Origin of the sequence: Mycobacterium sp., assembly GCF_032162605.1 — a bacterium.
Classification (GTDB): Bacteria; Actinomycetota; Actinomycetes; order Mycobacteriales; family Mycobacteriaceae; genus Mycobacterium.
Genome location: NZ_JAVROT010000567.1, coordinates 1 through 21,172 on the forward strand (window position 1 = coordinate 1; position 21,172 = coordinate 21,172).

The window sequence follows — 21,172 nt, forward strand, 5'->3', positions numbered from 1 at the left end:
CCGGGGTAGCGAGCCAGATGCGCCGGTGCTGTCGTTTCGCCAAGTGCCGTCGGACAGGTCGAAGGTGCCGGTGTCACCGTCGGTGAACAGCGATGTCGCGTCGGGCAATGTCATCGCGGGCAGGCCTGCGTTGACCGCGTTGCGGAAGAACAGGGAGTTGAACTCGGCGGCGACCAGGCCGGCGACGCCGAGTTCGGTGAACAGTGCCGCGACGGGCCGCGACGAGCCGACGCCGAAGTTGCGACCTGCCACCACGATGTCGCCGGGCGCGACCTCGTCGGTCCAGCCGGGACGGACCTCGTAGAAAACGTGCTTGGCCGCCTCGGGCGGATCCATCTTCATGGCGAACGCCGGATACATGGCATCGGTGTTGAGGTCGTCGCCGAACACCCAGACCTTGCCGGTGAAGGCCAGAGTCATGCGGTCACGCTCCTGGCGTCGGTGATGTAGCCGGCCACCGCCGACGCGGCGACGGTGGCGGGGGAGGCCATGAAGATCTCCGCCTCGGTACTGCCCATCCGGCCGGTGAAATTGCGCGTACTCGACGTGACGCACACTTCGCCGGGACCGACGACACCCATGTGGTAGCCGAAGCAGGCGCCGCAGGTGGAGTTGGTCACGACGCCACCGGCATCCGCGATGTCCTGCAGGTAGCCCAGGCGCATCGCCTCCCGGTACACCGCCTGGGAGGCGGGCGTGATGAGCAGTCGAACACCGGGGGCAACGGATTTGCCGCGCAACACGTTCGCCGCGATCTGCAGGTCCTCGAGTTGTCCGTTGGCGCACGACCCGATGAACGCCTGATCGACCTTCTGTCGGCCGAGTCGCGACACCGGTACCCCGTTGCGGCTGACCGTGCCCGGCTTGGCGACGTAGGGTTCGAGCGCGCCCAGATCGACGCTGCGCACGTCGCGATAGGTCGCGTCGGGATCTGCAGAGGCGGAACGGTATCCGGCCACGCCACGTTCGTCGAGGAACGACGTCAGCAGCTCATCGGGCTCGAATGTGCTGAAGTCGGCGGACACTTCGGCACCCTGGGTGGCGATGGTGCGCCGGTCGTGCATCGGCACGCTGGCCAGGCCGGGCCCGCCGTACTCCAGGTTCAGGTTGGCCGCGTCACCATATTCGTCGGCGATGTGGAGGAAGACATCCTTGCCGCTCACCTCGTCCGGCATGATGCCCTGGAGTTCGTAGCGGATGGTCGGTGCGATCTGGAACCAGGTGCTTCCGGTGCACATGATGGAGTACACCTCGGCCGGTCCGAGCCCGCGGGCCGCGGTGTTGTACGCACCACCGGCACAGGTATGAGAATCCGTGCAGGCCAGTACTTCTCCCGGCCGGGCCAGTCCGTTCTCGGCGATCACCTGGTGACAGATGCCATGCCTGCCGACGTCGTAGAACCGCTCGATGCCGAAGTCGGCGGCGAACTTGCGTGCGTGCGGGCCGCCCGCGGCGTCCTTGAGAGTCGGGGCGGGGACCGCGTGGTCCATCACGATGGCCAGTTTGTTCGGGTCGTGGATCTTGAGGGGCTGCAGCCACATCGTGGCGAACTGCAGGTCGATCAGCACGGTCATGTCGACCTCGACGACGATGGTGTCACCTGGGCCGACCGATGCGAGGCCGGCCTTGCGGGCGAAGATCTTCTCGATGATGGTCATGCTCACGACTTGTCCTCCGTGGCTGCGAGTTTGGTGTCGAGTGCGAACCACTCGGCCATGCCGACCAGGTTGAAGAAGTCGGCGGGTTCGGTGAGCGCGAAGTCGGCGGCGTTCGTGCCGTTGAGCGCGCAGAGACCTTCGAGCATCGCGAACGTCGCGCGGCCAAGGGGGTCACTCGGGTGGATGGCGATGGCGTAGCCCAACTCCTGCAGCCGCGATGCCGATTCGATCGGCGTCATCCCGCCCAGCACGAGGTTGATCAGCAGGGGCGCGTCGACCTCGCGGGCGATGCGCTCGATCTCGTCGCTGCCCTGCGGCGCCTCGATGAAGATGACGTCCGCGCCTGCCGCGGCGTAACGGTTCGCCCGCTCGATCGCCTCGTCGAGGCCGTGCGAAGCCCGCGAATCGGTGCGCGCGACCACCAGCAGGTCGTCGTCGGACCTGGCGTCCAGGGCGGCGGCCAGCGTCTGCTCGAACACAGTGGCGTCGACCACCTGCTTGTCCGGCAGATGTCCGCAGCGCTTCGGGAAGGCCTGATCCTCCAGCTGAATGGCGGCAACGCCCGCCGCCTCGTACAGGTGCACGGTGCGCACCACGTTGATCGGCGCGCCGTAGCCGGTGTCGGCGTCGGCGATCAGTGGCACGTCGCCGAGGGCGCCGACCAGCACGCGGGCGCGTTCGGCCATCTCACTGCCCGTGACCAGACCGATGTCGGGTAGCCCGAACCCCGATGCCGCCACGCCAGCACCGGTCAGGTAGGCCGCGACGTGCCCGGTGCGCTTGGCCAACTGCGCGGAGATGCCGTCGTAGACACCCGGCGCGACGATCAGCTCACGCCGGTCGAGTAGCTCACGCAGCGTTCGCCGTGCGGAAGTGGTTGGCATGTCGAGTCTCTCCTCAGTCCAGGGCGCCTGCGACGGGGTCCGCCAGCAGGTCGATGAGATCGCCGACGTCGTCAAGGTCGGTCAGTCCGATTACCGCCCGTTCGATCGCCTCGGCGCGGGAGCGGTTGGTGACCCGGTCGGCGAGCGCGTGGAACTTGGCGACCAGCTCATCGTTGGTGACCGGATCGTTTGGCGCGCCGTGAGGTTGGTCGACGCGGGAATGGTGCACGGCCCCGTCGGCCATCGTGACGGTGACGTCGGTGCGGAAACGCTCGGTGATGGGCGCGTCCGTCAACGACTCGTCGAGGTGCACCTGGGTCGCGTCGAGGAGCCTCCAGATGTCGTCGGAGTCCAGTCGCTTCGGGGTGAACTGTTCGGGTAGGACGTCCCCGTCGAGGAGTGCAGCCGCCGTCGCGTAGCCGATGTTCATCTGAGCTCCGATCGGCGTCAGCGGTCGTTCGGGTGTCCACCACCCGTGCTTGTAGACGGTCTCGCCCACGGTGATGTCGACCCGTGAAATCTGCTCGGGGACAATCGAAGAACGGAGGCGACGCGCCGCATCAATGGCTCCGTGCAGGCCGCCCATCGCGGCGTAGGACTTCACCATGATGATCGAGATCTCCCAGTGCTCGCCGAGCTGCCCAGTCAGTGGTGCGGCGTCGGGATCGTGTCCCTCTCCGAAGACGCTGAGGAATCCGCCGTAGTCGCGTTCGAACACCCGCTTGATGCCGGTGTATCCGGCGGCCGCGAGACCAGCTGCGTAGAAGCCATTGCGGGCCGCGAAGCCGTGGTGCATCCGCTTGCTCATCGCCTCGTACTGGGCAGCCATCAGCCCGGCCGACTGAGTGCCCGCGAGGCCGAGCGCATCTTCGAGCTGAGACGGGTTGAGCCCCAGCAGCTTCCCGGACGCCATTGCGGCACTGTGCGTACCGAACACGGATCCGGAGTGCCAGCCACGGTCCAGCATCTGCGCGCCGTGCAGCGTGTAGCCGACCCGCGGACCCACCTCGAAGCCCGTGACGGCCGCGAGCAGGAAGTCGACGCCGCTGGTGGGCGCCGGGCGAATCGAGGCCGTCGACAGCAGTGCGGGGATCAGCAGTGAGCAACTGTGCAGCGGAGCCAGCGGATGGAAGTCGTCGAGTTCGAAGCCCTGGATGAACGTGCCGTTGAGCACCGCCGCCGCTGGTGCGCTACTGCGCCGGCCGGTGCCGATCACGATCGCGTCGCCTGCGCCTTCCATGGCGAGAACGGCGTCCGTCGCGGTGCGTGACCATGGCAGTCCAGCCCCGATGAGGGCACATCCGACGCCGTCGAGCAGAAGGTACGCGGCCCGTTCGAGCACCTGCGGCGGAACGTCTGCGGAACCGAGTCCCGCGACCCAGTGCGCGAGCACCCCCGTGGGCCCATGCGGATCAGTGGCGTCGTCGCCGCGTCCCATCTGCGATCTCCTTCTGTTGTTATACTCATATAACAACAGATCGCAGGATGACGCAACGGGAGACGGCGGCCTTGTGAACCAGCGGTGTGAAAAGCTCTCTGCTGTGCAGGAAGTTCCGACCGGCGCCGCGCTGGTCAACACCAGTGCAGGTGTGTCATTGCATCGTCAGCTCTTCCTGGTCCTCCATGATGAGATCGGCCGTGGAGCCCTCGCCCCGGGTGACGCGCTTCCCACCGAGCAGTCGCTGTGTGATCAGTTCGGGGTGTCCCGCATCACCGTGCGCCGCGCGCTAGCGGACCTCGCCGACGCCGGGCTGATCGAGCGCCGCCACGGCATCGGCTCGTTCGTGACCGAGCAGGCGGCGCCGAGCCGCGACGTCGGGGGCGGGTCGTACCTCGACGAGCTTCGGCAGGTGGAGTTCGAGACCGAGGTCGACGTCATCGAGCTCGGCGTCGGCCCCCTGCCGCAAAAGGTTTCCGAACGGCTCGGCTCCGCCGACCAGGGACTGCACGTGCTGCGGGTGCGCCGCGAGCGCCGTACGGGTGAGCCGTTGATGATCACCGAGGTCTGGTTGCCCGTCGGGCTCGCCGAGGTGGTCACCGAGCAGGCCCTGGCACGCGCGCCGCTCTACCGAATCCTGTCCGAGAATGGGGTGACCCTGGAGCGTCTCGAGCACGAGCTGACCGCGGAGATCGCGGGGCCCCGGACCGCGGGTCTGCTCGGCACGGCGATCGGCTCGCCGTTGATCCGGGTCAATCGGGTTACGTTCGCCGCTGGGGCGCCACATCACTACCTGTCGATCCTGTTGTCGCCGACTCGAAGTCGCGTCGTGCTCACCCAAACCATGGAACCCGGCTCCGGCTCGGAGCTGGCCATCGCACACGACGTGCTCAGGCCGACCAACTGACCTGCGGTCTTGCCTAGAGCCGTCCGTCGGTGCGCAGGTCGGGGTGTACCCAGTCGGGCGAGCGACGCTCCTTGAACGCCAGGAATCCTTCGATTGCCTCCGGCCCACCAAGGCTCGACGTCATCCCGATCCGGTCGAACAGACCCAGGTAGTTGTCCAGGCTGGACTTGACCACGGCCCGGGCGCCAGGCGCGGTGCGGCAGCACCGGGCGAGCACCTCGTGCGCGCCGCTCATCAACTCGTCGTGCGGGACGAGCCGGGCGACGATGCCCCAGTCGACGGCCTCCTCCGCGGTCAGGGTGCGGCCGGTGAACATGAGGTCGCGCGTGCGCACCGGTCCGATCAGCCGCGCCAGCATGTGGCTGTAGTACGTGTCGGCGATGCCGCGGTAGAGCTCCGGCACCCGGAAGGTCGCACGATCACTGACCACCGCCATGTCACAGCACATCGCGATCTGCAGCCCGCCGCCCTGTGCCAGTCCGTTGACTGCCGAGACCACGGGTTTGCGCGAGGTGCGCAGGGTGTCGAACGGCAGCAGCGCCTCCATCGGGAGGGACCCGAAATTCATCCAGTCGTCACCACCTGCGCCGCCGAGGTCGCCGCCCGGCGCGAATACGTCTCCGGTGCCGGTGATGATCAGCCCGGCGAGATCGTCGTCGGCGCCAACGTGGTTGACCGCATACCCGATGCCGAAGTACATCGCAGGGGACATCGCATTGCGGGCCTTGGGCCGGTCCAGCGTGACGACGCCGAAGGGGCCTTGGCGCTCGAACTTCAGGAAGGGCGTGCCCAGCCAGTCACCTTCGGGTGGGCGCGGGGCGTGGACGGTGGCAGTCATGCGATCTCCTCATTCGTCGAGTACGTCGTCGATGGCTTCGGCATACGGCGCGCAGTCGCCCGCGCCGGGGGTCAGGGTCGCCAACGCTCCCGCCGCACACGCTCGCCGCAGGGCTTCATCGGGGCCGGAAAGCCATTCGGCTGCAAGAACTCCGGCGAAGACATCACCGGCGCCGGTGGTGTCGACCGCCTCCACGGGTGGAGCGGGCACGTCGACGCTTCTGCCGGCACAGCGGTAGCTGGCGCCGGACGATCCCCGGGTGATCACGAGATGTTCGACCGGCCAGTGCCATTCGCGCGCTTCGACTTCATTGACGACGACGACGTCGACCGCTTGAGAGAGTTCGGCGAGCCGGCTGGCGTCGGCACCCGACGGTGACGCGTTGAGGATCACCACTGCGCCCGCGTCACGACCCACTCGCGCCGCTGCGAGCACCGTGTCGATCGGGATCTCCAACTGCATCAGCACCACGTCGGCGTCGGCGACGACCTTCCTGACCTCCGCGGAGGCCACGGAGAGGTGCGAATTGGCTCCCGGTGCAACGACGATGGTGTTCTCAGCTCCGGCGTCGACCACGATGACCGCTGCGCCACTCGAGCCCGGCACTGTGACCGTGCCGTCCATGCCGACGTCGTTGGCGGATAGGTGGGCGCGAAGCTGGGACGCTGCGGGGTCATCGCCCAGTGCGGCGACGAGTTGGACCGTGGCGCCTGCGCGGGCAGCGGCGACGGCCTGGTTGCCGCCCTTGCCGCCTGGCGCGGCCGACACCGACGAGGCCAACACGGTCTCACCGGGCCGAGGCAGCGCGCCGACGGCGAAGGACTGGTCGAGGTTCACGCTTCCGACCACACACACTCGGCTGCGCTCCCGGACCACGCCGAATACTGTAACCCCGACGGTGCCGCAGCCGGGTTAGCTCGATAAGCTGGCCAAATGAGCGTGGAAGCTCCCCCCACTACCGATCTGCGCGGGCAGGTTCACGACGCCGCCCGTCGCGCGCGTGTCGCGGCCCGCACCCTCGGCACGTCGAACACCACGACGAAGAACCGAGCGCTGCACGCGGCGGCCGACTCGGTGCAGGCTCGCGTGCACGAGGTGCTGGCCGCCAACACCGCAGATCTCGACGCCGCACGTGCCGCAGGCACTCCCGACGCGATGCTCGACCGGCTTGCTCTCAATCCGCAGCGGGTCGACGGCATCGCGGCGGGGCTTCGGCAGGTCGCCGGGCTGCCCGACCCGGTCGGTGAGGTGCTCCGTGGCCGCACCCTGGCCAACGGACTGCAGATCCGGCAACAACGCGTGCCGCTCGGAGTGGTCGGCATGGTCTACGAGGGCAGACCGAACGTCACCGTCGATGCGTTCGGGCTGACGCTGAAGTCCGGCAACGCGGCGTTGCTTCGTGGCAGTTCGTCGGCTGCACGGTCCAACGAAGCCCTGGTCGCCGCGCTGCGGGCCGCGCTCCTGGGCGAGGGGTTACCCGAGGACGCCGTACAGCTGCTGCCCAGCGCGGACCGTGCCAGCGTCACCCACCTCATCCAGGCCCGTGGTCTGGTGGACGTCGTCATTCCGCGTGGTGGAGCGGGTCTCATAGACGCCGTCGTCCGCGACGCCACGGTGCCCACCATCGAGACGGGCGTCGGCAACTGTCACGTCTACGTGCACGAGGCGGCCGACCTCGACATCGCCGAGCGAATCCTGTTGAACTCCAAGACTCGTCGGCCCAGTGTCTGCAACGCCGCCGAGACGCTGCTGATCGACGCCGCGATCGCCGACCGCGCGCTGCCGCGATTGGTCAGCGCGCTCCGGACCGCCGGCGTGACGGTGCACCTGGATCCGAGCGAGGAGGAGTTGCGTGCCGAGTTCCTCTCGATGGACATCGCCTTGGCGGTCGTCGACGGAGTCGATGCCGCCATCGCGCACGTGAATGAATACGGCACGGGTCACACCGAGGCCATCGTCACGACCAATCTTGCCGTCGCGCAACGCTTCACCGAGCGGGTCGATGCCGCTGCGGTGATGGTGAACGCGTCGACTGCATTCACCGACGGCGAGCAGTTCGGGTTCGGCGCCGAGATTGGCATCTCCACGCAGAAGCTGCACGCCCGGGGACCGATGGGTCTGCCAGAGTTGACCTCAACCAAGTGGATTGTGTGGGGAGACGGCCACACCCGCCCGTCCTGATTAGGAGTAATGATCGAGTGAGCGTCCCCGCCCGCCCTTCACCGCTGTTCACCGACATCGACGATGTCGCCAAGCGGCTGGCCGAAACCGGTTACCTACCCGATACCGCCACGGCCACAGCCGTTTTCCTCGCCGACCGTTTGGGCAAGCCGCTGCTCGTCGAAGGCCCGGCAGGCGTCGGCAAGACCGAGCTGGCGCGCGCCATCGCCGAGTGCACCGAATCAGGTCTGGTTCGGCTGCAGTGCTACGAGGGCGTCGACGAGGCCCGCGCACTCTACGAGTGGAACCACGCCAAGCAGATCCTGCGCATTCAATCGGGTTCGAGTGACTGGGACCAGACCAAGATGGACGTATTCAGCGAGGAGTTCCTGCTGTCACGGCCGCTGTTGACGGCGATCCGGCGTACCGAACCCACCGTCCTTCTGATCGACGAGACCGACAAGGCCGACATCGAAATCGAGGGTCTGCTGCTCGAGGTGCTGTCCGACTTCGCAGTGACCGTCCCGGAACTGGGCACCATCACTGCCACCCGCAAGCCATTCGTGCTGCTGACCTCAAACGCGACGCGCGAGCTGTCCGAGGCACTCAAACGCCGCTGCCTGTTCCTGCACATCGACTTCCCCGACCCCGATCTGGAGCGACGGATCCTGCTGTCGCGCGTGCCGGAACTACCCGAACGGCTGGCCGAGGAGTTGGTGCGCATCATCGGGGTGCTGCGCGGCATGCAGCTCAAGAAGGTGCCGTCGGTGGCCGAGACCATCGACTGGGGCCGCACGGTGCTGGCTCTCGGCATGGACACGATCGACGACGAGTTGATCGCCGCGACACTGGGTGTGGTGCTCAAGCATCAGTCCGACCAGGTGAAGGCCAGCGGGGAGTTGAGGCTCAACTAATGGCCGTCCGCCGCACGCGTCCACCGCAACCCCTTGCACCGCATGGGATTCCCGGGCATCTCGTGGAGTTCGTCGAGGCGTTGCGTGGCGTGGGCATCGCGGTGGGTCCGTCCGAGACGGTCGACGCCGGCCAGGTGATGACGGTTCTCGGGCTGGGTGACCGCGAGGTGCTGCGCGAGGGGCTGGCCTGTGCCGTGCTGCGGCGCGCGGATCACCGGGACACCTACGACGCGATGTTCGACCTGTGGTTTCCCGCGGCGCTCGGCGCGCGGACGGTGGTGTCCGACGACGAGGTCGACGACGCCGCCGATCGCGACGGACTGCCTGCACAGGACGTCGAGGCGATGCGCGCCGCGCTGCTGGAGATGCTCGCGGGCAACGAGGACTCGGCCAACGTCGACGACCGGCTGGCCGCGATGATCGCCCAGATCGTCGACGCCTTCGGAAGGTACAACTCCAGCCGCGGGCCGTCGTATTCGTCCTACCAGGCGCTCAAGGCGATGGCACTCGACGAGTTGGAGGGCAGGCTGCTGGCCGGGCTGCTGGCGCCCTACGGCGAGGAACCCACCCCGACGCAGGAGCAGATCGCCAAGGCGATGGCCGCCAGACGCGTCGCGCAGCTGCGCCAGATGGTCGAGGCGGAGACCAAGCGCCGCACCGCCGAGCAGCTCGGTCGTGCGCACGTGCAGATGTACGGCATCCCGCAGCTCGCCGAGAACGTCGAGTTCCTCCGTGCCTCGGGCGATCAGCTACGCGAGATGCGCCGCGTCGTCGCCCCGCTGGCCCGCACGCTGGCATCGCGACTGGCGGCGCGACGCCGACGGTCGCGGGCCGGCGAGATCGACCTGCGCAAGACGCTGCGCAAGTCGATGTCGACCGGCGGTGTGCCCATCGACGTCGTCCTGAAGAAGCCGCACCCCGCCCGCCCTGAACTGGTCGTGCTGTGCGACGTGTCCGGCTCCGTCGCCGGCTTCAGCCACTTCACCCTGTTGCTGGTGAACGCGCTCCGTCAGCAGTTCTCGCGGGTGAGGGTATTCGCGTTCATCGACACCACCGACGAGGTCACTGAGATGTTCGGTCCCGAGGCCGACCTGGCCGTCGCCGTGCAGCGCATCACCAGGGAGGCGGCCGTGTACACCCGCGACGGCCACTCCGACTACGGGCACGCGTTCGTGTCGTTCCTGCAGAAGTACCCGAACGTGCTGTCGCCGCGTAGTTCACTGCTCGTGCTCGGCGACGGGCGCAACAACTACCGCAACCCCGAGGTCGATCTGCTGACGCACATGGTCACCGCGAGCCGCCACGCGCACTGGCTAAATCCCGAGCCCAAGCACCTGTGGGGCAGCGGCGACTCGGCGGTGCCGCGATACGAGGACGCCATCGCCATGCACGAGTGCCGGTCGGCCAAGCAGCTCGCTTCGGTGATCGACCAGCTGCTGCCCGTCTGAGGTCCGCCGGTCTCGGCAGCAGAAAGGCGTCCGCGGCGCTCCCGTAAGCTGCCTATTCGTGACTCGACGCAGGCTGGGAGTGATGGGGGGGACCTTCGATCCCATCCATCACGGTCACTTGGTCGCCGCCAGCGAGGTGGCCGACCTGTTCAACTTGGACGAAGTCGTGTTCGTGCCCACTGGCCAGCCGTGGCAGAAACGCGACCGCGCGGTCACCGCCGCCGAGGACCGGTATCTGATGACGGTGATCGCGACCGCGGCCAACCCGCGTTTCTCGGTGAGCCGCGTCGACATCGACCGTGGCGGCCCTACCTACACCAAGGACACGTTGCGCGACCTCGGAGCACTCAACCCCGACGCCGACCTCTACTTCATCACCGGCGCTGACGCTCTCGGGTCGATCCTGTCCTGGCAGAACTGGGAGGACCTCTTCTCCATGGCACGGTTCGTCGGTGTCAATCGCCCCGGCTACGAACTGGACGGCGAGCACATCGCCGCCGCGATGAAGGAACTGCCCGCGGACTCGCTGAAGATCGTCGAGGTGCCCGCGCTGGCAATCTCGTCGACCGACTGTCGCAGGCGCGCCGAGCTCGGCAGGCCCATCTGGTACCTGGTTCCCGACGGCGTCGTGCAGTACGTCACCAAGCGCGGGTTGTATCCCGCGCACGCTCTAGCAACGGAGGACGGTAGGCCGTGACCGCATCCGACGAATCCATCCACATGGCCACGATCGCCGCGCAGGCGGCCGTGTCCAAGCTCGCCGACGACGTCGTCGTCATCGACGTGTCCGGTCAACTCGTCATCACCGACTGCTTCGTCATCGCCTCGGCGACAAACGATCGCCAGGTGAACGCGATCGTCGACGAGGTCGAGGAGAAGATGCGGTTCGCCGGGTACAAACCCGCCCGACGGGAGGGCACCCGGGAGGGGCGCTGGGTGCTGCTCGACTACGTCGACATCGTCGCGCACATCCAGCACCAGGACGAGCGCAACTTCTACGCTCTCGATCGCCTGTGGCGGGATTGCCCGCTGGTCCCCGTGGACCTGGACGGCGCCGATGAGCCGCGTGCGGGAGAGACGGATACCGAATGAGGATTCGGCGTCTCGTGCTGCTGCGGCACGGCCAGACGGAGTACAACGCGAGTAGCCGCATGCAGGGGCAGCTGGACACCGATCTGAGCGACCTTGGCCGTGAGCAGGCGGCCGCTGCCGCGGAGGTGCTGGCCAAGCGTCAGCCCTTGGTGATCGTCTCCTCGGACCTGCGCCGCGCCTTTGACACCGCGACGGCACTCGCCGAGCGCGCCGGCCTTCCGGTCGCCGTCGACACGCGGCTCCGCGAGACGCACCTCGGCGACTGGCAGGGCTTGACCCACTTCGAGGTGGACGACGTCGCACCGGGCGCGCGGCTTGAGTGGCGCGACGATGCACGGTGGGCGCCGCACGGCGGCGAGAGCCGTGTCGACGTGGCCGAACGCAGCGTGCCGGTGGTGGAGGAGCTGGTCGCCGAACTGAACGAGTGGGGCTCCGACGAGGCAGGGGACGCTTCCGACCGGCCCGTCGTCGTGGTGGCGCACGGCGGTTTGATCGCTGCGCTGACGGCCGCCCTGCTCGATCTGCCGGTGGACAACTGGCCCGTGCTCGGCGGCATGGGCAACGCGAGCTGGGTGCAGCTGTCAGGGCATTCCCCGAACGATGCGGCGGCGCAGGACATCCGGTGGCGCCTCGACGTGTGGAACGCTTCGGCCCAGGTCGCCAACGATGTCCTCTAGCCAACCCGACCAGTCCCCGCGCCGCCGCACCCTGCTGGTGTTCTGCGACTCGCTGTCCTATTACGGTCCTACCGGGGGACTGCCTGCGGACGACCCTCGAATCTGGCCAAACATCGTTGCCTCGCAATTGGACTGGGACGTGGAACTGATCGGCCGGATCGGGTGGACGTGCCGTGACGTGTGGTGGGCCGCGATCCAGGATCCGCGGTCGTGGGCGTCGCTGCCCCGGGCGGGCGCGGTGATCTTCGCGACGTCGGGCATGGACTCCCTGCCGTCGCCGCTGCCCACCGCCGTGCGCGAACTCATCCGCTACGTGCGGCCGCCGTGGTTGCGCCGTTGGGCGCGGGACGGATACGGCTGGTTGCAACCGCGGTTGTCACCGGTGGCACGCCCCGCGCTGCCGCCCCACCTGAGCGTCGACTACCTCGAACAGACCCGCGCCGCGATCGACTTCAACCGGCCGGGCATCCCCGTGGTGGCATCGATTCCCTCGGTGCACATCGCGGAGACCTACGGCAAGTCGCACCGCTGGCGCGATGCCATGGTCGCGGCGATCACCGAATGGGGGAGGCAGCACGACGTGCCGATCGTCGACCTGAAGGCCGCAGTGGGCGATGAGATCACGAGCGGCCGCGGCAATCCCGACGGCATTCATTGGAACTTCGAGGCCCACCGTGCGGTGGCCGACTTGATGATGAAGGGTCTTGCCGAGGCGGGAGTGACCACCGTGGGCTTCGGCGGCTGACCGTGGCCGTCACGGTGGTGACCGATTCGTCGGCTCGGCTGAACCCGGATGAACTGCAGCGGTGGGGGATCAGGCAGGTTCCGCTGCACGTGCTGATCGACGGCGTCGATCTGCGCGACGGCGTCGATGCGGTGCCCTACGACGTGCACGAGAGGGCGCACGTCACGACCGCCGGTGCTGCCCCTGCCGACCTGGCCGGATGCTACCGCGAGGCGCTGGCCGACAGCGGTGGTGACGGTGTCGTCGCCGTGCACCTCTCGGCGGCGCTGTCGAGCACGTTCAGCTCGGCGGTTGGGGCTGCCCGCGAGTTCGGACCCGCAGTGCGCGTGGTGAATTCGCGATCCGCAGCGTCGGGCGTCGGCTTCGTCGCGGTGGCCGCGGCCCGTTCGGCAGCGTCGGGCGACGACCTCGACGCGGTCGAGGCCGCGGCGAAGGCGGCCGTGCCGCGTGGTCACGCATTCATCGTCGTGCACCGACTCGACAACCTGCGGCGCAGCGGCCGGATCGGTACTGCCGCATCGTGGTTGGGCACGGCATTGTCCCTGAAGCCGCTGCTGCACGTGGACGTCGACGGCCGCCTGGTGCTCTCTCAGCGGATTCGGACCGTCTCCAAGGCGCACGCGGCATTGATCGAAGCGGTGACCGACGTGGTGGGCGACCGGCCCGCGACGATCGCCGTGCACCACGTCGACAACCACGACGGGGCCGATGAGATCGGCGCGGCCCTCACTGCGCGACTACCGCACGTCGGCTCGATGTCGATCACCGACATGGGCCCGGTGCTCTCGGTACACGTCGGCTGCGGAGCCGTCGGAGTGTGCGTGACGGTGCAGGATTGAGGAGGTTCGGTGACGCAAAAGGACTTGGCGCGCGAGGAGCGGCTGGACTTCGCCGACTTCCTCGCCGGTCTGACCTGTAGGCAGTGGGAGAGTGCGTCGTTGTGCGCGGGCTGGACCGTCCGCGACGTCGCTGCTCATTGCGTAAGCTTCGAGGGGTGCTCGCCGCGCGACCTCGCGGCTCGCTTCCTGAAGGGCCGACTGCAGACGGACCGCATCAATGCCATCGCGGTGGCCGATCTCGAAGGAAGCTCGACCGACCACTTGATCGGCTTGCTGCGTGACAATGCCGAGCCGCACGGCCTCGGTGCGGGGTTCGGTGGCAGGGTCGCGTTGACCGACAACATGATTCATCAGCAGGACATTCGGCGTCCGCTGGGTCTGCCGCGGGAGATCCCCGCCGCGCGCCTGCGCGTCGCATTGGACTTCGTGCGGTACGCACCCACCATTCGCGGCGCTTGGCGGGCACGCGGAGTTCGGCTGGTGGCCACCGATCTCGACTGGGCCTACGGCGAGGGGCCGGAGGTCCGGGGCGCCGGTGAGGCGCTACTGATGATCATGGGCGGCCGCCGTGCCGCCGTGCCCGACCTCGACGGGCCTGGCACGGCCACCCTTGCTGCCCGGCTCTGAGCACCGACCAAGCGTGGTCGCACGGGCGCCGAGGAATTGTTCGGGGGCTCGCGGCGTTCGAAGATTGCGTGAGCGAACAAGCCGAACTGAGTCCCACCGAATGGGTACGCGACCAGACCGAGCGCATTCTGGCGCAAGGAACCACCGACGGCGTCGAGGTCCTCGAACGGCCCGTCGTCCTCTTCACGACGACCGGCGCCCAATCTGGCAAGAAGCGCTACGTGCCTCTGATGCGTGTCGAGGAGAACGGTCGCTATGCCATGGTCGCCTCCAAGGGCGGCGATCCCAAACACCCGAGTTGGTACTACAACGTCGTGGCCAACGCAGAAGTGGCGGTCCAGGACGGTGACAAGGTCTTCACGGGTACCGCTCGCGAGATCGAAGGCGCCGAGCGCGAGCACTGGTGGACGCTCGCCGTCGCGGCCTACCCGCCCTACGCGGAGTACCAGAAAAAGACGACACGGCAGATTCCGGTATTCGTCATCGAGTAGGCGTCTGCCGGGCCGCTAGCCGGCGAAGCGCCCCGGTCACCGGTGGCAGGTCCTTGAGTGTGACGATCCCGGGCGCCGCAGCGACCACGGCCGGAACCGCGTTGGTCACCGGCATCGCCGTGTAGATCATGCCGAGCCCCATGAAACCCGATTCCGTCCAGCCCCGCGGGGGCAGGCAATGCAGGACGGTGCGCATGTTCGGGGTGCCGAACACCTGGATGACGTGTCCGTGTTCCAGTGGCTTGGGCGGCGTGACATGGCTGCCCATCGTCCAGTTGAATCCCACGCTCACGACGTTCTTCTCGCCGACCCAACCGCGGTGGAAGCCGTAGACGCCACCGACGGTGTCCTCGGGGATCTGCATGAAGCCGAGGTCGCTGTCGCCGGTGGCAGTGGTGAACTCGACGTCGAAGGTCAACCTGTCGAGCGCGGCGCCGATGGCGTCGGCCATCATCGCGGCCGACTCGGCGAACACCTCGCTCTCCCGGCGGACGCTCTCGGCGAGGCCGGGTGTGTTCGGATCCTGGCCGAAGCCCATCGCCGCCTGGGTGCCCGCCGATTCGTAGGTCGAACAGTCCACCGACTCGGTGATGCGGATCTCGTCTACGTTCTCGCAGGCGCCGGAGAGCACCATCCCGACCATGTTCGTCATACCGGGATGAGCACCGCTGCCGAAGATCGTGGAATTTCCCGCTGCGCAGGCCTTTCGGATGCGGTCGAGGTCCTCGGGCGACTGCTTGCCGCCGGTGATCCAGGCTGCGCTGGAGCATACGTTCACGCCCGCTTCGAGCAGTCTGGTCAGCTCGTCGACGTCGGGCCACAGCGGGTTGTAACAGCATGCGTCGGGCTTTAGCGCGATGAGGGCGTCGACGTCGTTGGTCGCCGTGACGCCGGTGGGCTCGGTGAGGCCCGCCAGTTCAGCGGCGTCGACGCCCACCTTGTCCGCACCGTGCGCGTAGACCCCGACGAGCTCCATGTCGTCACGCCCGATGATGGCGTGGAGCGAGCGCTTTCCGATGTTGCCGGTGGTCCACTGGATCACCCGTAGCGGCCGTGCAGGGGTCGGTGTGCTCATGGGTAGACACTATTCGTCCGATGTGTACCAGCGGGCGAATACCTCGACAGTGGCTTCTGGTCGAAAATGTCGCCAATCCTCGACGATAAGGCTCATAGTCGGCGACGACGCGCATACCTTGGCATGATCGCCGGATGCAGCACTTCCTGCCCGCCACGCCGTCGACGGTGCACTGGGGGTTCTTCGACCCCCGCTTGAAACCGGTTCTCACCGTCGCGTCGGGCGACCTGGTGCAGATCGAGACGCTCACCCATCACGCCGGCGATGCCCCCGACCTGTTGATGGACCAAGGCATCGCTGACGTCTTCGCCTCCGTGACCGACCGCGGCCCTGGGCCACACCTGCTCACCGGACCGGTCGCGGTCGAGGGAGCCCGGCCGGGAGACGTGCTCCAGGTGGACATCCTGACGGCCGAACCGCGGTTGCCGTACGGATCCAACCTCGCCGCGCACTGGGGCTACCTGTACGACGAGTTGCCAGGGGAACGGGTGACGATCTACGAGCTCGACGCTGAAGCGCTGCTGGGGCGCGCCGTCTTCGGCTACGACTGGACGGTGACTCCGCTGGCGACCGAGCCGGGCACCATCGTCGTTCCGGACCTCGCGGCACGCGAGCCCGCTCTGCGTGGCGTCCTGGTCCCGCTGCGCCCGCACTTCGGCACCATGGGCGTTGCGCCCGCCGACCCGCAGCGCGTGTCGTCGGTGCCACCCGGCGATCACGGCGGCAACATCGACAACTGGCGCATCGGAGCGGGCGGGCGGATGTACTACCCCGTGCAGGTGCCCGGTGCGCTGCTGTCGGTGGGCGACCCGCACGTCTCCCAAGGCGACGGCGAGATCAGCGGTACCGCGTTGGAGTCGTCGTTGAACGGATTGCTGCGCTTGACCATTCGGCGCGACCTGTCGTTCACCGTCCCGGTGCTGGAGACCGCGACCGAATTGTTGGTGCACGGATTCGGTGACACCCTCGATTCGGCGATGAAGGCTGCCGCCGTGCGCACTCTCGGTGTGCTCGAGCGGAGTTTCGGCCTGACCCGCAGGGACGCGTACTCGTTCATGTCCGTCGCCGTGGACTTCACGGTGACCCAGGTCGTCGACCAGCGCCAGGGCGTCCATGGCCGCATCGGCAAGCGCTGTTTTCCGAGCTGGCCGGGGGTCGCGGGATGACGGGGATCCGCGCGTTCACGTTCACACCCGACGACGGAGTGCCACCCGCGGTGGCGCCGTTCGCGCACGCCACCGCGGCGGCGCAGACGCTGTACGTGACCGGGCAGATGCCTACCGGGATCGATGGCGCCGTGGTGGGCGGCGAGGTGACCACCCAGACCGATCAGGTGCTGCACAACCTGTTGCGCGTCACGGAGCTCTGCGGGGGTGGGTTGACCGACGTGGTCTCGGTGCGTGCCTACCTGTTGCACTGGGACGACTACGGCGCCTTCAACGCCGCCTACGCCAAGTGGTTTCCGGGGCGGCTGCCGTCGCGCACCTGTGTCGGTGTCTCCGGTCTGGCCGTTGGCGCGCTGGTCGAGATCGACTGGGTGTGCTGGCGCGGGGCGGGGTGGGGCTAAGGCGTCCGTAGGCGATCCACAGACCGAGCTTCATCCACAGCCGTGCATCGGCGGCCGCCGTGGGGACCGGTGTGGTCCGGCGCTACCCCTACCGTCGCGGCATGCGCACCGAACGACCGGTCGACAGGGTAGAGCGCCGACTCAGCGGGCAGCGAACCCCGGACGACGAGACCGCTGAGGGAGTTCCCGACACCGAGGAGTCGGACACCTCGCTGTCGCGATGGCTGCCCGAGGCGACGGCCGGGGGAGCGTCGAACTGGATCGCGACGGTGCGGGCCGACCCAGGCAGGGCCGGTGTCATCGGTCTCGGCGTCGTCGGCGCCATCGCCGTGCTGGTGACGGTGTTCACGTTGTTGCGGGACGACGGACCGGCGGTCACGTCGGCGAAACTGCCTCCAGTGCAGATGGTTTCGTCTGCCGCACCCGCTCCCAGCGGCGGACGGACCCCTCCGGACGCGCCGGTCGTCGTGAGCGTGGTGGGGTTGGTGCACCAGCCCGGGCTGGTCACGCTCGGCGCGGGCGCGCGCGTTGCCGACGCGTTGACGGCCGCTGGCGGCCCGCTCGACGGCGCCGATCTCGTCGGGCTGAACATGGCTCGGCGTGTCAGTGACGGCGAACAGATCATCGTCGGCATTTCCTCACCGCTCGGTGCGCCGCCGGTGATGGGGAGCTCGATCAGCTCGGCGCCCGGCGCCTCGCCGACCGCGCCGACGCCTGGTGAGAAGCCCTCGGCCGCAGGCGCTTTGGTCGACTTGAACACGGCGACCGTCGATCAGCTCGACGGCTTGCCCGGCGTGGGCCCCGTCACTGCGGCCGCGATCATCGCGTGGCGGGACGCCAACGGATCGTTCGCGGGCGTCGACCAACTCGGCGAGGTGGACGGTATCGGGCCGGCGCGGCTGGAGAAGCTGCGCGCGCTGGTTCATGTGTGACGACTCATCCCTCCGGCACTACCGTGTCTGACGTCCGCCTGGTGCCCGCGGCCCTGACCTGCTGGATCGTGACGGCGGCGGGCATCCTATGGAGTCCGTCGGCGGCACTCTGGTCGGTGGGCGTGGCGGTGATCGTGACCGCCGTGGTTGCGTGGAGGCTGAGGAGCGGCCCGGCGAGAAGGTCGTCTGCGGTCTGGCCCTCGGTTCTCGCCGTGGCGATGGTCGGGATCGCCTTCGCCTTCGCCGTCGGCCTGCGGGTCGACGACGTGCGTCATCATCCGATCGTGTCGCACTACGGGGCGACGGCCTCGGTCGTGGTCACGCCGAGCGAGTCGCCGCGGTTCCTCGGCGCCACCCGGATGATGTTTCGTGGCGCGTTGAAGTCGCTCGACGGCGACCCGGCGAGCGGTCGTGTCCTGGTCTTCGCGTCGGCATTCGAGTACGGCGAACTGACCGCGGGCCGCCCCGCCGCGTTCCGCGCCAGGATCTCGCGGCCAACCCGGCGCGATCTGTCCGTGGCGGTCCTGGCGGCGACCGGCGAGCCGAGGCTTGGCACGGCGAGTGCTGTGCAGCGCGGCGCGGCAGCCGTGCGGGCCAAGTTCGCCGACGCGGCTCGGGCGGTGCTGCCCCCCGATCAGGCTGCGATGCTGCCCGCGCTGGTGCTGGGGGAGACGGTCGCGATGACCGACGACACCATCAGCGAGTTCCGGATCGCCGGACTGACGCATCTGACCGCGGTGTCTGGCGCCAACGTGACGATAGTCTGCGGCGCGGTGCTACTCACGGCGGTACTGATCGGTCCACGGGCGGCCGTCGGGCTGGCTGCGATGGCGCTGATCGCCTTCGTCATCGTGGTGCAGCCCTCGGCGAGCGTGCTGCGCGCAGCCGTGATGGGGGCCATCGCCTTGTTCGCGGTCGTCTCGAGGAGGCGAAGACAGGCGATACCGGCGCTGTCGGCCTGCGTCCTGGTGCTCATGGTCGGAGCACCCGAACTCGCGGTCGACGTCGGGTTCGCGTTGTCCGTCTCGGCTACGGCCGCGCTGGTCGTCATCGCACCCGTGTGGTCCCGTCGGCTAGTCGAGCGTGGTTGGCCCACGCCGTTGGCTGCGGCGGTCAGCGTTGCCGCCGCTGCTCAGCTCGTCACTGCGCCACTCGTCGCCGGGATGTCGGGCACCGTCAGCGTCGTGGCGATCGTCGCGAACCTCGTGGTGGCGGTCGTCATCCCGCCGATCACGGTGATCGGCACCGTCGCAGCCGCGGTGACGGCGCTGTGGCCGGCCGCCGCACAGCTGCTGATCCGGTTCACCGGTCCCGAGCTGTGGTGGCTGTTGCACGTCGCACACTGGACATCGGCACTGCCGGGCGCCGTCCTGCCCGTTCCGTCGGGATTGCCCGGCGTGGTGAGCGTGGCCGGCGCCGGGATCGCCTCGGTGCTGCTGTGGCGGTTCAGGTGGGGACGCCTGGTCCTGGCCGCGGCGGTGGTGTGCCTGGTGGCGTGGTCGGCGTCGGGGCAGGGTGTCGATGCGGTCGGTGGGCCGTGACACCATCGGAGCGTGAGCCAACTGCACCTCGTGCTGGGTGATGAAGACCTTCTCGTCGACCGCGCCGTCGCCGACGTATTGCGGGCCGCCCGCAAGCAGGCGGGAACCCACGACGTGCCCGTCGATCGCATGCGTGCGGGCGAGGTCAGCACGAACGAACTCGCGGAGTTGCTCAGCCCGTCGCTGTTCGCCGATGAACGGGTCGTGATCCTCGAGGCCGCCGCCGAGGCGGGCAAAGACGCCATGGCGCTGATCGCCGATGCCGCCGCGGACCTCCAGCCGGGCACGGTGCTCGTCATCGTGCACTCGGGTGCCGGACGCGCCAAGGCGCTGGCCGATCAGTTGAAATCGCTAGGCGCCGAGGAGCATGACTGCAGAAAGATCAAGCCCGGTGAGCGGGCGGACTTCGTCCGTCGTGAGTTCCGCACCCTCAAGGTCAAGGTCGGAGAGGACACGGTCACCGCTGTGCTCGACGCGGTCGGCTCCGACATCCGCGAACTCGCGGCCGCCTGCTCGCAGCTGGTGGCCGACACCGGCGGCAACGTCGATGCGGCGTCAGTGCGCCGCTATCACGCCGGCAAGGCCGAGGTGAAGGGCTTCGACATCGCCGACTTGGCGGTCATGGGCGACGTCTCTGGTGCGGCCGAGGCGCTGCGCTGGGCGATGATCGGCGGCGAACCACACGTCGTCCTCGCCGACGCGCTGGCCGAAGCGGTTCACGCGATCGCACGGGTCGGTCCGTTGTCCGGCGATCCCTACCGGCTGGCCGGGGAGCTGGGCATGCCGCCGTGGCGGGTGCAGAAGGCGCAGAAGCAGGCAAGGCGATGGTCGCGCGACTCGGTCGCGGAGGCGATGCGCTTGGTGGCCGCGCTGAACGCGGATGTCAAGGGCGCGGCAGCGGATCCCGACTACGCGCTCGAGTCGGCGGTGCGAAGAGTGGCCGAACTGGCCGGAGGCTAGCCGATCAGAGGCTGTGCAGCGCGCTCGCCAGCGCGGACTTCTTGTTGGCCGCCTGGTTCTTGTGGATGACGCCCTTGCTGGCGGCCTTGTCCAGCCTGCGGCTGGTCGAAACCAGCAACTCGGCTGCCTTGTCCTTCTCACCAGCGTCGATCGCTTCACGGAATCCGCGGACAGCCGTGCGAAGCGCGGACTTCACCGACTGGTTGCGCAGTCGGGCGCGCTCGTTGGTGAGGATGCGCTTCTGCTGCGACTTGATGTTGGCCACGCGTCAGTTCCTTCTAAAGGTCAGCTTGGGTTTACCAAAGTTGTTCATGGGCGCCCGACAACGGGCAGCGAGGGTTCAGGTTACCAGCGCCGGGGGTAAATACCCAAAGCGTGC

The 21,172-nt window shown here is 68.3% G+C and carries 24 protein-coding genes; 16 read left to right on the forward strand and 8 right to left on the reverse strand.

Translation table 11 applies throughout. The annotated features are described in order from the left end of the window. The 4 genes from QOI01_RS31325 to QOI01_RS31340 form a co-directional block, all read right to left on the reverse strand. Positions 1 to 420 (reverse strand): LeuD/DmdB family oxidoreductase small subunit (locus tag QOI01_RS31325; protein ID WP_526387336.1); only part of this gene is annotated, 420 nt, incomplete at its 3' end. Continuing rightward, positions 417 to 1,664 carry a 3-isopropylmalate dehydratase large subunit gene (locus tag QOI01_RS31330; protein WP_526387338.1) on the reverse strand — a complete coding sequence of 416 codons (1,248 nt, stop codon included), beginning with the start codon at positions 1,662 to 1,664 and terminating at the stop codon, positions 417 to 419. The genes QOI01_RS31330 and QOI01_RS31325, both read right to left, overlap by 4 nt. Further along, the gene (locus QOI01_RS31335) at positions 1,661 to 2,542 is read right to left on the reverse strand and encodes an isocitrate lyase/PEP mutase family protein (protein WP_526387340.1); all 882 of its coding nucleotides are present in this window, start codon (positions 2,540 to 2,542) and stop codon (positions 1,661 to 1,663) included. Before QOI01_RS31335 ends, QOI01_RS31330 begins: the two co-directional genes overlap by 4 nt. Before the next feature lie 13 nt (positions 2,543 to 2,555). Next, positions 2,556 to 3,980 (reverse strand): MmgE/PrpD family protein, encoded by a 1,425-nt coding sequence (locus tag QOI01_RS31340; protein WP_526387342.1) that lies wholly within the window; start codon positions 3,978 to 3,980, stop codon positions 2,556 to 2,558. Between the two features lie 103 nt (positions 3,981 to 4,083). On the opposite strand from QOI01_RS31340, the gene QOI01_RS31345 reads away from it, so the two are divergent. Continuing rightward, positions 4,084 to 4,887 carry a GntR family transcriptional regulator gene (locus QOI01_RS31345; protein ID WP_526387344.1) on the forward strand — a complete coding sequence of 268 codons (804 nt, stop codon included), beginning with the start codon at positions 4,084 to 4,086 and terminating at the stop codon, positions 4,885 to 4,887. Positions 4,888 to 4,900: 13 nt separating this feature from the next. Here QOI01_RS31345 and QOI01_RS31350 read toward each other — a convergent pair whose 3' ends face one another. Beyond that, a complete protein-coding gene (locus tag QOI01_RS31350) occupies positions 4,901 to 5,725 on the reverse strand; it encodes an enoyl-CoA hydratase/isomerase family protein (protein WP_526387346.1) in 825 nt (274 codons plus the stop codon). A 9-nt stretch (positions 5,726 to 5,734) separates the two neighbouring features. Continuing rightward, positions 5,735 to 6,601, reverse strand: a complete 867-nt coding sequence (locus tag QOI01_RS31355; RefSeq protein WP_526387348.1) for a ribokinase — start codon at positions 6,599 to 6,601, stop codon at positions 5,735 to 5,737. Positions 6,602 to 6,658: 57 nt separating this feature from the next. Here QOI01_RS31355 and QOI01_RS31360 point away from each other — a divergent pair, with 57 nt between their 5' ends. From QOI01_RS31360 to QOI01_RS31405, 10 genes are all read left to right on the forward strand, one after another. Further along, entirely contained in the window at positions 6,659 to 7,906 is a 1,248-nt protein-coding gene (locus QOI01_RS31360; protein WP_526387350.1) for a glutamate-5-semialdehyde dehydrogenase, read from the forward strand. Positions 7,907 to 7,923: 17 nt separating this feature from the next. Continuing rightward, positions 7,924 to 8,799, forward strand: a complete 876-nt coding sequence (locus tag QOI01_RS31365) for an AAA family ATPase (protein ID WP_526387352.1) — start codon at positions 7,924 to 7,926, stop codon at positions 8,797 to 8,799. Continuing rightward, a complete protein-coding gene (locus QOI01_RS31370; RefSeq protein WP_526387353.1) occupies positions 8,799 to 10,247 on the forward strand; it encodes a vWA domain-containing protein in 1,449 nt (482 codons plus the stop codon). Before QOI01_RS31365 ends, QOI01_RS31370 begins: the two co-directional genes overlap by 1 nt. A gap of 73 nt (positions 10,248 to 10,320) precedes the next feature. Continuing rightward, positions 10,321 to 10,944 (forward strand): nicotinate-nucleotide adenylyltransferase, encoded by a 624-nt coding sequence (nadD, locus tag QOI01_RS31375; RefSeq protein WP_526387416.1) that lies wholly within the window; start codon positions 10,321 to 10,323, stop codon positions 10,942 to 10,944. After that, positions 10,941 to 11,339, forward strand: a complete 399-nt coding sequence (gene rsfS, locus QOI01_RS31380; RefSeq protein WP_526387355.1) for a ribosome silencing factor — start codon at positions 10,941 to 10,943, stop codon at positions 11,337 to 11,339. The genes nadD and rsfS overlap by 4 nt, the downstream gene beginning before the upstream one ends. Beyond that, complete coding sequence (gene gpgP, locus QOI01_RS31385) at positions 11,336 to 12,016, forward strand: glucosyl-3-phosphoglycerate phosphatase (protein ID WP_526387357.1); 681 nt, start codon at positions 11,336 to 11,338, stop codon at positions 12,014 to 12,016. The genes rsfS and gpgP overlap by 4 nt, the downstream gene beginning before the upstream one ends. Continuing rightward, on the forward strand, positions 12,006 to 12,761 hold the full coding sequence (gene octT, locus QOI01_RS31390; RefSeq protein WP_526387359.1) for a diglucosylglycerate octanoyltransferase: 756 nt from the start codon (positions 12,006 to 12,008) through the stop codon (positions 12,759 to 12,761). Before gpgP ends, octT begins: the two co-directional genes overlap by 11 nt. A gap of 2 nt (positions 12,762 to 12,763) precedes the next feature. Next, a complete protein-coding gene (locus QOI01_RS31395; protein WP_526387361.1) occupies positions 12,764 to 13,600 on the forward strand; it encodes a DegV family protein in 837 nt (278 codons plus the stop codon). A gap of 9 nt (positions 13,601 to 13,609) precedes the next feature. After that, positions 13,610 to 14,227: a maleylpyruvate isomerase family mycothiol-dependent enzyme gene (locus QOI01_RS31400; RefSeq protein WP_526387363.1), complete on the forward strand. Its 618-nt coding sequence runs from the start codon at positions 13,610 to 13,612 to the stop codon at positions 14,225 to 14,227. A 68-nt stretch (positions 14,228 to 14,295) separates the two neighbouring features. Further along, positions 14,296 to 14,718, forward strand: coding sequence for a nitroreductase family deazaflavin-dependent oxidoreductase (locus QOI01_RS31405; protein ID WP_526387365.1), 423 nt, complete (start codon positions 14,296 to 14,298; stop codon positions 14,716 to 14,718). On the opposite strand, the gene QOI01_RS31410 is transcribed toward QOI01_RS31405, so the two are convergent. Next, entirely contained in the window at positions 14,708 to 15,793 is a 1,086-nt protein-coding gene (locus QOI01_RS31410) for an NAD(P)H-dependent amine dehydrogenase family protein (protein WP_526387366.1), read from the reverse strand. The two genes, QOI01_RS31405 and QOI01_RS31410, sit on opposite strands and share 11 nt — an antisense overlap. A gap of 134 nt (positions 15,794 to 15,927) precedes the next feature. On the opposite strand from QOI01_RS31410, the gene QOI01_RS31415 reads away from it, so the two are divergent. The 5 genes from QOI01_RS31415 to holA all read left to right on the forward strand — a co-directional run bounded on the left by QOI01_RS31415 (position 15,928) and on the right by holA (position 20,793). Continuing rightward, a complete protein-coding gene (locus QOI01_RS31415) occupies positions 15,928 to 16,959 on the forward strand; it encodes an acetamidase/formamidase family protein (RefSeq protein WP_526387368.1) in 1,032 nt (343 codons plus the stop codon). Next, the gene (locus QOI01_RS31420; protein WP_526387370.1) at positions 16,956 to 17,360 is read left to right on the forward strand and encodes a RidA family protein; all 405 of its coding nucleotides are present in this window, start codon (positions 16,956 to 16,958) and stop codon (positions 17,358 to 17,360) included. Before QOI01_RS31415 ends, QOI01_RS31420 begins: the two co-directional genes overlap by 4 nt. Before the next feature lie 101 nt (positions 17,361 to 17,461). Next, positions 17,462 to 18,292, forward strand: a complete 831-nt coding sequence (locus QOI01_RS31425) for a ComEA family DNA-binding protein (protein ID WP_526387372.1) — start codon at positions 17,462 to 17,464, stop codon at positions 18,290 to 18,292. Positions 18,293 to 18,315: 23 nt separating this feature from the next. Then, positions 18,316 to 19,833 (forward strand): ComEC/Rec2 family competence protein, encoded by a 1,518-nt coding sequence (locus tag QOI01_RS31430; RefSeq protein WP_526387374.1) that lies wholly within the window; start codon positions 18,316 to 18,318, stop codon positions 19,831 to 19,833. Positions 19,834 to 19,854: 21 nt separating this feature from the next. Next, complete coding sequence (holA, locus tag QOI01_RS31435; RefSeq protein ID WP_526387418.1) at positions 19,855 to 20,793, forward strand: DNA polymerase III subunit delta; 939 nt, start codon at positions 19,855 to 19,857, stop codon at positions 20,791 to 20,793. A gap of 4 nt (positions 20,794 to 20,797) precedes the next feature. On the opposite strand, the gene rpsT is transcribed toward holA, so the two are convergent. Continuing rightward, entirely contained in the window at positions 20,798 to 21,058 is a 261-nt protein-coding gene (gene rpsT / locus QOI01_RS31440; RefSeq protein WP_526387376.1) for a 30S ribosomal protein S20, read from the reverse strand. Between the last annotated feature and the right edge of the window lie 114 nt (positions 21,059 to 21,172).

What these genes read in the sequence shown, in the direction of transcription:
- QOI01_RS31335 (WP_526387340.1), bottom strand. Translation starts at nt 2,542, where the DNA reads ATGCCAACCACTTCCGCACGGCGAACGCTGCGTGAGCTACTCGACCGG.
- QOI01_RS31340 (WP_526387342.1), bottom strand. Translation starts at nt 3,980, where the DNA reads ATGGGACGCGGCGACGACGCCACTGATCCGCATGGGCCCACGGGGGTG.
- QOI01_RS31350 (WP_526387346.1), bottom strand. Translation starts at nt 5,725, where the DNA reads ATGACTGCCACCGTCCACGCCCCGCGCCCACCCGAAGGTGACTGGCTG.
- QOI01_RS31360 (WP_526387350.1), top strand. Translation starts at nt 6,659, where the DNA reads ATGAGCGTGGAAGCTCCCCCCACTACCGATCTGCGCGGGCAGGTTCAC.
- QOI01_RS31370 (WP_526387353.1), top strand. Translation starts at nt 8,799, where the DNA reads ATGGCCGTCCGCCGCACGCGTCCACCGCAACCCCTTGCACCGCATGGG.
- gpgP (WP_526387357.1), top strand. Translation starts at nt 11,336, where the DNA reads ATGAGGATTCGGCGTCTCGTGCTGCTGCGGCACGGCCAGACGGAGTAC.
- octT (WP_526387359.1), top strand. Translation starts at nt 12,006, where the DNA reads ATGTCCTCTAGCCAACCCGACCAGTCCCCGCGCCGCCGCACCCTGCTG.
- QOI01_RS31410 (WP_526387366.1), bottom strand. Translation starts at nt 15,793, where the DNA reads ATGAGCACACCGACCCCTGCACGGCCGCTACGGGTGATCCAGTGGACC.
- QOI01_RS31415 (WP_526387368.1), top strand. Translation starts at nt 15,928, where the DNA reads ATGCAGCACTTCCTGCCCGCCACGCCGTCGACGGTGCACTGGGGGTTC.
- QOI01_RS31420 (WP_526387370.1), top strand. Translation starts at nt 16,956, where the DNA reads ATGACGGGGATCCGCGCGTTCACGTTCACACCCGACGACGGAGTGCCA.
- QOI01_RS31425 (WP_526387372.1), top strand. Translation starts at nt 17,462, where the DNA reads ATGCGCACCGAACGACCGGTCGACAGGGTAGAGCGCCGACTCAGCGGG.